We start from the raw sequence: 9,668 nt of genomic DNA, 5'->3' as shown, positions 1-9,668 counted from the left end.
GCTCGGGCCGCAGGGTCGGCTCGTGCTGTTCGGCTTTGCGCGCGACCTTGATTGCATGCGCCAGGGCAGGGGCTCCGTCGATGATGTGGCCTGAACACCAGGTCCGGGCGAGTTGTATCGCCGAATCGACCAAGGCATGCCGCGGTTTCGTCATGACGCTCACTCGTCGCCTGCTTTCGACTGGTTTGTGGGTGTACTGTGCGGCCATGCGCATGACGGTCGAGGAGCTGCGAGACGCGACGTGCATCGTCTGCCCCGCGCAGAACCTGCCGCTCGGACAGTTCGACGTGACCGCCAAGCCCGGCTCCGAGTCTCGCTACGACCCCGAGGTGGGATGCCGGGTCAACGTCATGACGGACGTCCCGGTCTGCGTGCACCCGTACCGTGTTGGTTTGCCGCCCGGCGAGTACTGCTCGGCCGGGGTGCCGGTGCCGGCGGTCATGAGGGAGCCGCCGGCACCGTCCCGTGACGCCTTGGAGGTGCCGTCCGACGTCACGGATTTGGAGGGTTGGATCATTGCCGTGATCCGCGCTGCCGGACCGGACCGCATTCACCAGGCACTCGCCGCGTCCGAGGAGATCGCCAATCAGCGGTTCGCCGAACGCGACGTGGTGGTAGCCATGCGTCGGGTGCTGACGGTCGAGCTGGTCCGGCAGCACTGATCAGACGCTGGTCGCGCCCACGGTCTCCGGCATGTCGATCCGCTCGCTGAAGTCGTGGGTGTGGCTGCGGCCCTCTTCCTGGAAACCGATGCTCTGGTAGAGCTCCCCGAGGATGTCGAGGCGGCGCAGCATCTCGGGCCGGCCGATCCAGTACCGCCGGTTCTGCTCGCCCCAGCCGGCGGCCGCGTAGCACTGATCGGTGTAGCCGCCGACCTTGTAGCTGAATCGCTCCTGATCGGTCATGTGGACGAACTGGATGCCGAGCGCGGCGGTCATCTTCTGCACGAGGGTGAACTGGGCGAGAATTGCGTGGACCATCTCGTCGACCGGCGCGCTGATCTCCAGCTCGGCGGCGTGTTCGTCACCGCTGGTCAGCTCGAAGACCGCGGTCTTGAGGGCGAGGACGCGCATTCCCTCCCAGAACAGCGGCTCCGAGTCGTCCTTGAGGCTCCACTTCGCGATCAGTGGATAGCCGGTGAACGTGGCCCAGCAGTCGGTGTAGTACAGCGAAGACTTGCGGAGCCGGTCGAAGTCGTCGGAGTTAAACACTGCGGTCAGAACCTCTGCGGCCCGCTTACCCACGACCGCCGGGGTAGGTAGATTGGTTTCGGACATGAGGGGGTTCCTCTCTTCTCGATGTTGCTGGACCTCTTCTCGCGCGCACGGAAATTTGTGGCACGGAAGTTATTCAGAGGCGGAGGGGTCGCGTCTTCGGGATGGCCGCGGCCCGTGCCTTCGCCGCCGTGGCGCTGTCGAGCGTCCGCTGTTCGACAGCAACCACGGCGAGGCGCTCTTGCATGTGGATCTAGTGCACCTTGACCATCGCCGACCCGACTCGCACGTGAACTGCGCATGCCAGTGGGTAGTCGCGCGCAGTCATCGAAAGCCACCCGCTGCGATCCTTATGGCGGCACCCGAGAACAGCGCAGCATCATCGGGATAGGGCGCGTACGGGCAGCTGCCCATACCGCAGTCACAGCGAGCGCCACGCTCGAAGTCGGCCGCCAACGGTTCGACCTGTCGCGCTGTCCACCGCCTGAGGGCCCGCTGCATCCGTACGCCCATGCCGATCGCCTCCCGTCGAGCCGCTCCAGGGACCCTGACGGCGGCGGGACGGAACTCCGATTGACCCGCCGCCGTGTTCAAGGGCGACGGCGGCCGGGGCTTCACAAGTTCCTAGAGATCTGACGATCCCTGACAACCCACCCGTCGTCGCTGATCAAAGGCTAAGGGCGAGCCAGCGAAAGCAAGGGCACAAATTGTGCCCCCTCGTTTATGCGGCCAGCAGGCCGATCTTCACCGCGAGTTCAGATGCGCGCCTTCGGCGAGCGGGCACCTTAGACTCGGCTTCCTCAAGAACAATCCTTTTCGCGTATCCGTTGTACCGAATAGTTTCGGGTGCGGCCTCATGCGCCTTTTCCAAGGTGACCAGCGCGACGTCCGGTTGCTTGTCGAGGTGGTATCCGCGTGCTTCCTCAATGCGGTGCCGGGCGCGGCGAGGGCGGGATGGGATGGTCTTCGCCTCGGCCGCCGCCGCCTGTCGGACCGACTCCCCGCCCTGCCGGAGCTCCACGGCCACCGTCACAGCGTGCGCCCCCATGATTGCCGCAGAGAACGAGGTGACCGGATGGTAGTAGCTCACCGGCAGCTTGGCTGCCATAGTACGGGCGGTATCCCAGTGTCGCCATGCGGTGCCGGTCGCCCCGCGCCGAGCCGCAGTATATCCGGCTTCGAAGGTGAGGGCCCCTGCGATCGCCAGAACGTCGGCCGTCGCATCCTCGAGCAGAGGTTCGAGATATCTAAGCGTCTCCAGATTCACCGCGTCAGCTGCATCGAAGTGTGCCGGCCCCGAGTCACGGTGTGCCTGGATGGCAAGCCACGCTGCCACACCAATGGCGTGAGGATCTTCGGACTCCTGGGACGCAATCAGGCTGCGCTCGGCCACTCTCCACAACAGGGCGGCATCGGGTTGGTAAGCCACGAAAAATTGGCTCAGCGAGTAGACCTCGGACAGCACGGCCTGCGCAGCCCGGCGTGCCGGTCCGGTTTCAGCCTGCCGAGCGGCGAGCTGGGCATCCTGGATCAGTTCCGGCAGCAGGGCTCCGATCACTTCGCGGTGATTCGGGGCGGAGTGCCTTGCCGACCAGGCACGCGCTAAGCGCGCCTGGATATGGGCGGTCGATGGCGCTTCGTGCGCGGTTACGGCAGGGAAGGCATCCACGGCCGCCTTGACGGCCGCGAGGCGGGGATGGCCGGGACCAGCAAACAGGTCGATGTGCAACGATTGGTCACCAGTGAGTTCGGACAGATCGCGAACACGCAGCGCCTCGGCGAGAGCGAGGATGGTGTCCAGCTTAGGCGTTTTTAGGCGACCGGTTTCCAATCCTTTCGCCCATGATCCGGACCGACCGACCAGGCCCCCCAGTTGGTCTCGGGTAAGGCCTTTGCGCGTGCGAAGAATTTGCAGCCTCTGGCCGAATACCAGTGAGTCGGTGTGAGGATCCGGAACGTCGTTGTACATCAGGGCTCCCTGGTAGCGGTCAGGGTACGACGGCCGGGCGCTACAAAAGGCCGCCATCAGATCTAAGGTACGTCACCGGGGTCAAACGAACGTAAGGCGCACAGGAGTGATCGAACGATCGGACCAAGCACACCGAAACCTACGGGGACCGGGAAGGCGATCGGCGATCCTGGAGCGCCGTCACCGCCGCCCCGGCCGAACCCGGTCTGAGCATGGTGTCGCTGCGCAATTAGCTCCGCGGGATCGGCTACGGTACCGCCACGTCCGCAGCTGTGATCCTGACCGACGGCACGATCGTCGCCAAGACACCGGGCTCGGCGTCGTCGACGGTTCTGCGCGAGTGGCTGGCCCGCTGGCAGCAGGTCGGCCGCCCCACCGCCGAGACCTTTTGTTCCCCGAGTGGTCCCCAGCCTGAGCACCGACTGCCCCACGCTGAGGCCTGCGGAACGACCACGTATCCGACCCGTCGCTGATCGCAGAACGCCCGAGACTTCGAGTCCTGGCCGTAAGCCTCGTCCGCGGCCATCCACCGCGCAGGCATGCCGGCGTCGAGCGCGCGACTGTGCATGGCCTGTCCGAGCTGCGATTTCGTCGCGAACTGCACCTCAGCGGGAACCCCAGCATCCTCCCGGCACCGCTGATCACCGATTCCCGTCCTCGGCAGATACAACTCCCGGTCGATCAACGCCCGGCCTGCCGGGCTGGCATACGCCAGGGACACCCCGAGCTGGCAGTTCTCCACCCGACCGGCGGTGCCTGAATACTGACGCTGCACCCCAGCCGAGCGGGTCCCCTTCTTGACGAACCCGATCTCATCGACGATCAGCACGCCATCGCGATGGCCGAGGTGCTCGCCGACTCGCAGCACGACCCCGACTTCGGCCGGCTGCTGCCCGACGGCCGGTCCTACCGCGTCGTCCCGACCGAGCCGGTCGACGCGGCCTGGCACACGTCGTTGCAACACACCGAGGCGTACGCCGCCGCCTGCGAGCAGATTGCGGGAAGCTTCGTGCACCACGTGCCGATCCTGACCGAGGGCATGGCCGACGGCTCCTCGCTGGAGTACACCCGCCAGGCACTGAAGGCGACCGGCTACTACATCGACCCCGAGTTCTGGGACGGCGAGGCGAAGTCCTGCTGCCCGCCGAACCCGGGAATCTGAAAGGGCTAACTGACCGATGCGCATTGACTGGACCGCGTTGCCCGAGGCTGTCACGAGCGAGGTAGCCGACCGGGTCGGCGAAGCTCGCGCCGTCCCAGCTGTGGCCGGTGACCATGCGGAGATAGCCGCTACCGTCACCGGGTCGAAGGGACAGGTCTTCGTCAAGGCGGCCAATACCGATTTCGGTGTCCGGTCACTGCGCTACGAGCTGCGGGTGGGTGAGGCCGTCAGCGTGCCTCACTCACCCGCGATCGAGTGGCACTTCGAAGCGGACGGCTGGCTGATGGTGGCGTTCGAACACTGCGAAGGCCGGCACGCCGACCTGAGTCCGGGCAGCCCCGATCTCGCACTGCTCGACGAGTTCCTGCAGGTCATCGGCAAAACACCTGCGCCCGACGTTCCGCTGTTCAACCCCAAAGGGCGTATCGGATTCGAGCATCCCGCCATGGACGGCGACACGCTGGTCCACACCGACCTTTCCGCCGCCAACCTGATCGTCACCCCAGACGGTCTACGGGTCGTCGACTGGGCCTTCGCCACCAAGGCAGCCCCGTGGTTCGAGCTAGCCTCGCTCACCCATTGGCTGATCGGCGCCGGGCATACCCCTCAACAGGCTGAACAGTGGTTGGCGCGGCACCCGGCGTGGCGGCTGACCGATCCAGAGGTTTTGGACTACTTCGCGACGAAGAACGCGCAGAAGTGGGCCGCCAAAGCGGCGGAGACGAGCGCACCGTGGATGCATGACCTCGCGGCATGGACCTCACAGTGGGCCACTCATCGGACCGGACCAGCTAGTGGCGATGGCAGCCCGGGGTCGACCTCGTAGACAGGAGCGCCCGCCTTCAACCGGCAGATTCACAGTGACTCGCCGTGAAGGACCAGCTCGATGCGAACGCGTTCGATCCTCGGGATCCTTGAGTGCGATGGGGGTTCGGCTGTCGTGGCAGGCACCGAGGCGTCGGGGATGAGGGGATTGTCGGATGATCAAGACAGAGGCAGACTGTGGCTGACCGAAGTGAAAAACCTGCTGGCGTAGTTCGGGTGGGCGCCTGCCAAACGCCGGAGATCCTGGGCGATCCCGGCGCCGCGCTCGACTGCATCGAGCAGTTCTCGGCCCAAGAAGATGGCCGCGGCGCGGACTTGCTGCTCTTCCCGGAATGCTTCCTTCAGGGATACCTCGCCGATGAACAGCACATCTCCCGGTACGCATTCCGGCTGGGTTCGTCAGGGTTCGCTGCGGTGTTGCGCCGCCTCGCTTCCGTCGAGCAGGTCCTGGTCTTCGGTGTCATCGAGGCCGACGACGGCAGGTACTTCAACACCGCCGTCGTCGTTGACCGTGGGCGGCTCGTCGGCCGCTACCGCAAGACCCGACCGCTGCCCGGCGAATCGGTGTTCACCCCCGGTGAGGACTACCCGACCAGTGTGCTGCACGGCGCGCGGTACGGCGTCAACATCTGCTCCGACACGCAGTTTTCGGAGCCAGCCGCCATGGTCGCAGCGCAGGGAGCGACCCTGCTGCTGGTCGCGGCGCAAAACATGATGCGCCGCCGGACCGCGACCCGGTTCAAGCACCTGCACCACAGCATGCGCGCCGAACCGGCTCGCGAGACCGGGATGTGGCTGGTGTCCTCCGACGTCACCGGCACCCGCGACGACCGCATCGCCTACGGCCCGACCAGCATCATGTCACCGCAGGGCGACATCGTGGCCCAGGTACCGCTGATGACCACGGGCATCGTGGTGGCCGACATCCCGATCGTCTCGAGATGAGGCACGAGCGCTTTCTCGCCGACGAGCCACCGTCACGGAGCAACAGGCCTCGACCCGGCTGGCAGCTGCGGCCCTGATCGACGACGTCACACCGGGATGGATGATGAGCGTGCCGTCGGCACTGGTGGTGACGTCCACCGTGGGGGCCGTCATCGCAGGGGCCTTCCGTTGCCCGATGTTCTTGAAGAAGTCAAGTTAGGGGCCTAGCTACCCTGCGGTCGAGCAGATCGGAGAAAAGTTCACCCGGTCACGGCGAGGTCACGAGAGTGAGCGTGAGGGCAACCACTGCGACACAACCGCACAACAGCAGGCCGACGATGGTCAGCCTGCGGTTGCGCATCGGATCACGGGCGACGGGCTGCTCCAATGCCAGCCAGGTCGTGCTACCGAGAAGAACCATCGCGGCCACTACGAGAACGATCATGATTCAGCCTGTCGTCGGCGATGCACTGTCAGCCATCGTTCGCCGCGGCGATGCCCATCACCGGCTTCAGCGCTTGAACAGCCGGCAAACATCCTCACGTCCATCGATGGCGAAGCGGCGTGTATCACCCGCTCGAGGTCGCATGGCTGCGGATATCGGTGACCGGCAGCGACAGCGATACACGGCCAAACGCCTTGGCAGTACGCCGACGCACCAGTCAAGCGAGACTTGCGGGCCTGGCGGCCACCATCGCCCGCAGCCGGGACGGCAACCTCTCCGGTGGCTGCAGGATGCAGATGGGCTTGCGAGTCGGATCGGAGGGGCTAAGTGGCAGCAGGCCGGACCACCGGATAAGCGCGCCGATGCCAGACCAGCAGCGCGGGGATCACCAGCAGCTCGACGGCCATCGACACGCGGAACGGCACCGGCGGGAGCCCAGTCATGGCGATGCCGAGCAACCGGGCCACGCCGCCGAGCGCCATGACGCCGAGCAGGGCCCGCGTCACGACGGCCCGCCGCTGCGGTGCGCGCAACGACCACCAGAGCAGCACTCCCGCCGCCGCCCACCACATTCCCAGGAAACGATATTCGCTGTCGAGATAAGGAGTGCCGTTCGTCTCGTCCGGGCTGAAGCCCAAGCCTCCTACGACTGCTATCAGTCCGGTGACTACCGGGATGGCACCCAGCACAGCCAGCAGAACGAGCAGAATCCTTCGGTTCATGATCTCAATGATGGTCGACCGCGCGGGACTGTCCGCAGATCGCCGTCGCGGTCGCGCCCGCCAAGGTCGTGACCAGCTATTTTCGGGATCACGGCGACGCCGGTCATACCGTTTCCCGGGCAGTCTCGGTCCTGGCCATGGTTCTGGCGGCGGTGAGCGACGAGCGTGGTCATCTGATCACGATCGTGCCGCCGTGCTCCTCGGCGGCAGCCACCGGCGCCGCTGTCCTGGATGCCACAGCGATCCTCGCTGAGCGCCCCACTGGCGCCGAACTCGTTGACCAGCCTGCCGCCACGATCTCGGCGGGCTGACCCGGCCGCCGCCAAAGCGTCAGGTAGGCGTCCTGCGGAACCTCGGCCACCAGCCTGTCGTCGGCGCCCTGCTTCCTAGTGCGTTGTCCATGAACGTTCACCGGGTCAGCGACACACCGGGGCGCGTCCATCGGTAGTCCTTGCCGAGGACTCACTCTCAACGGCGGTGATATCGGTCGTCGAGAGCGGGTGATGGTTTGACCGAGCCGGTCAGGGCACGGCGGCTGACGCAAGAAGAGGGCCGCAAGCTGCAACAACTTGTCCGCAGAGGCAAGCATGATTCGGTCCGGGTACGCCGGGCGCTGATCATCATGGCGTCAGCGTCCGGGACGCCGGTCCCGGCGATCGCGAACCTGATCGCCGGACATGAGGACACCGTCCGCGACGTGATCCACTCGTTCAACGAGATCGGCTTACGCGCTCTGGACCCTCAGTGGGCGGGAGGCCGTCCCCGCCGGATCAGTGACGACGATGAAGCGTTCATCGTCGCGACGGCCGAGGCCCGCCCGAGCACGCTCGGGCGGCCCTTCACCTGCTGGAGCCTGCGCAAACTCGCTGACTACCTGGCCACCGACGCCACCCGGCCGGTCGTGGTCGGCCGGGAACGGCTGCGGCAGATCCTGCGCCGTAATGAGATCAGCTGGCAGCGAACTGGACCTAGAAGGAATCGAAAGATCCGGACTTCGACACCAAAGTCGACCGGATCGAGGAAGTGACCACCACGTTCCCCCACCGGTGTTTCGCGTTCGACCAGTTCGGGCCGCTGTCGATCCGCCCGCACCACGGCCGCGGCTGGGCCCCACGATCGCATCCGGACCGGCTGCCGGCGACCTACCATCGCACGCACGGCATCCGCTACTTCCACGGCTGCTACAGCCTCGGCGACGCCAACGCCCGTCACCCCGACGTCCTGGCCGCCCAACGCCGCGAACGAGCCCGGGTCCGCAGCGAACGACAACAACGCTGGGGCCGACCCCGAACCCAGGCCGCCTGACCACTCAGACCCGGCGAACGTTCGTGGTCAACGCACTAGCGAATGGTCGATGTCACGGTCCTGGAGGGTCAACCGCTCGACGGTGATCGCGCCGGTTCCGATGCCCTCGAAGCTCCTCAGCTACCCTGCTGACGGATTGCGGCGCCCGGATCGGTGCTCTGCTCAAGGGCCGTCCACCACTCCTCCAGCTCATCGACCCGGCTCTGGAGTGTGGCGTTCGCCGCCCGGGCCGTCGCCAGTTCCTCGGTCAGCTCACCGATCGGCCCGGAGGCGGTCAGGGCGTCGAGCCAGCCAGCGACCAGCCGATCCTCAGCGGCCACCCGGCGGAGCGCCGAGGCAACCACCTCCGGTGACAGCTCAGCAATGAACTCTCTCGGGAGCGTAAGCAGGCGAGCGACCTCGCCGAGGCTCCGCGCGGCGCTCATCTGGCGCCGAAGGCGCTCGGCGGACGGCACCGCCGGTTCGGCCGGTGGCGCAGCCGCGATCGGCTTGGCAGGAGATGGAACAGGCTTCGACACAGGCGCGGGCATAGGTGCCGGCTCCGGGTCAGGCTCGGCCCCTGACGGGAGTTCGGGAAGGTCGTCCCCCACCCACGCATAGGCCAGAGTGTCGCCCCTTTGCCGTCGGACGACATCTGGCCACTTGGGCAGAACCGCCAGCGCGCGGGGCCCGTGCCGGGCCCAGGTCTCGTTCCGGAGACCGAGCTCGGCCAGACGCTCCCGGATCTCTCGCACCTTCAGCGGGACCGACGACTCGGCCAACAGGTGAAGAACCACCGCGAGGGGCTCTTGGGCGAAGACGGCATGGAACAGCCGGGAGTCGGACAGAGCCAGGAAACGCAGCGAACCCCTCGTCGCGACGTGAACGCCGGCGCCCCGCGGGACAAGCTCTTCCTCATCGGTGTCATCCCACTTGACCTGATAGTTCGTCCCGTCATCCGCGAGGATCGATCCGGCTCGAGTACGGCGTACGCCGAACGCATCGGACACCCGGACAAGACCCTGATCTGCGCTCACGAATGCGACTGTAATGGTTATCGTCGCAGCCAGGGCGCCGGCAGCCAGCCCAACCTGGCCAGGCTCATCGGCCGTATGCGCTCAGT

The 9,668-nt window shown here is 66.3% G+C and carries 10 protein-coding genes and 3 pseudogenes; 6 read left to right on the top strand and 7 right to left on the bottom strand.

The window, feature by feature from the left end:
* Positions 1-208, bottom strand: a pseudogene (locus Acy02nite_RS45590) (hypothetical protein); the annotation flags it as partial.
* Here Acy02nite_RS45590 and Acy02nite_RS45585 point away from each other — a divergent pair.
* Complete coding sequence (locus Acy02nite_RS45585; protein WP_203756386.1) at positions 207-662, top strand: hypothetical protein; 456 nt, start codon at positions 207-209, stop codon at positions 660-662. The pseudogene Acy02nite_RS45590 and the gene Acy02nite_RS45585 sit on opposite strands and share 2 nt — an antisense overlap.
* Here Acy02nite_RS45585 and Acy02nite_RS45580 read toward each other — a convergent pair whose 3' ends face one another.
* The 3 genes and pseudogenes from Acy02nite_RS45580 to Acy02nite_RS45570 all read right to left on the bottom strand — a co-directional run.
* On the bottom strand, positions 663-1,277 hold the full coding sequence (locus Acy02nite_RS45580) for a hypothetical protein (RefSeq protein ID WP_203756385.1): 615 nt from the start codon (positions 1,275-1,277) through the stop codon (positions 663-665).
* 658 nt (positions 1,278-1,935) lie between these two features.
* A complete protein-coding gene (locus Acy02nite_RS45575) occupies positions 1,936-3,183 on the bottom strand; it encodes a helix-turn-helix domain-containing protein (RefSeq protein ID WP_203756383.1) in 1,248 nt (415 codons plus the stop codon).
* A gap of 436 nt (positions 3,184-3,619) precedes the next feature.
* Positions 3,620-4,042: pseudogene (locus Acy02nite_RS45570) on the bottom strand (IS701 family transposase); the annotation flags it as partial.
* On the opposite strand from Acy02nite_RS45570, the gene Acy02nite_RS45565 reads away from it, so the two are divergent.
* From Acy02nite_RS45565 to Acy02nite_RS45555, 3 genes are all read left to right on the top strand, one after another.
* Positions 4,022-4,345, top strand: coding sequence for a glycine-rich domain-containing protein (locus Acy02nite_RS45565; RefSeq protein ID WP_203756379.1), 324 nt, complete (start codon positions 4,022-4,024; stop codon positions 4,343-4,345). The pseudogene Acy02nite_RS45570 and the gene Acy02nite_RS45565 overlap by 21 nt on opposite strands.
* Positions 4,346-4,361: 16 nt before the next feature.
* On the top strand, positions 4,362-5,171 hold the full coding sequence (locus Acy02nite_RS45560) for a phosphotransferase (protein ID WP_203756377.1): 810 nt from the start codon (positions 4,362-4,364) through the stop codon (positions 5,169-5,171).
* Between the two features lie 176 nt (positions 5,172-5,347).
* Positions 5,348-6,115, top strand: coding sequence for a carbon-nitrogen hydrolase family protein (locus tag Acy02nite_RS45555; RefSeq protein WP_203756367.1), 768 nt, complete (start codon positions 5,348-5,350; stop codon positions 6,113-6,115).
* Between the two features lie 247 nt (positions 6,116-6,362).
* On the opposite strand, the gene Acy02nite_RS45550 is transcribed toward Acy02nite_RS45555, so the two are convergent.
* Entirely contained in the window at positions 6,363-6,539 is a 177-nt protein-coding gene (locus Acy02nite_RS45550) for a hypothetical protein (protein WP_203756365.1), read from the bottom strand.
* 323 nt (positions 6,540-6,862) lie between these two features.
* Positions 6,863-7,261: a DUF4345 domain-containing protein gene (locus Acy02nite_RS45545; RefSeq protein WP_203756363.1), complete on the bottom strand. Its 399-nt coding sequence runs from the start codon at positions 7,259-7,261 to the stop codon at positions 6,863-6,865.
* A gap of 137 nt (positions 7,262-7,398) precedes the next feature.
* Here Acy02nite_RS45545 and Acy02nite_RS45540 point away from each other — a divergent pair, with 137 nt between their 5' ends.
* Complete coding sequence (locus tag Acy02nite_RS45540) at positions 7,399-7,572, top strand: hypothetical protein (RefSeq protein WP_203756360.1); 174 nt, start codon at positions 7,399-7,401, stop codon at positions 7,570-7,572.
* Positions 7,573-7,769: 197 nt separating this feature from the next.
* Positions 7,770-8,566 (top strand): annotated as a pseudogene (locus tag Acy02nite_RS45535) (helix-turn-helix domain-containing protein).
* Between the two features lie 116 nt (positions 8,567-8,682).
* Here the strand turns inward: Acy02nite_RS45535 and Acy02nite_RS45530 are convergent.
* Positions 8,683-9,582: a hypothetical protein gene (locus tag Acy02nite_RS45530; protein ID WP_203756358.1), complete on the bottom strand. Its 900-nt coding sequence runs from the start codon at positions 9,580-9,582 to the stop codon at positions 8,683-8,685.
* Positions 9,583-9,668: the final 86 nt, after the last annotated feature.

The sequence above is a fragment of the Actinoplanes cyaneus genome (assembly GCF_016862095.1).
GTDB classification, from domain to species: Bacteria; Actinomycetota; Actinomycetes; order Mycobacteriales; family Micromonosporaceae; genus Actinoplanes; species Actinoplanes cyaneus.
The sequence above is the reverse complement of the archived record's forward strand: the minus strand, read 5'-3'. Positions and strand labels throughout refer to the sequence as shown.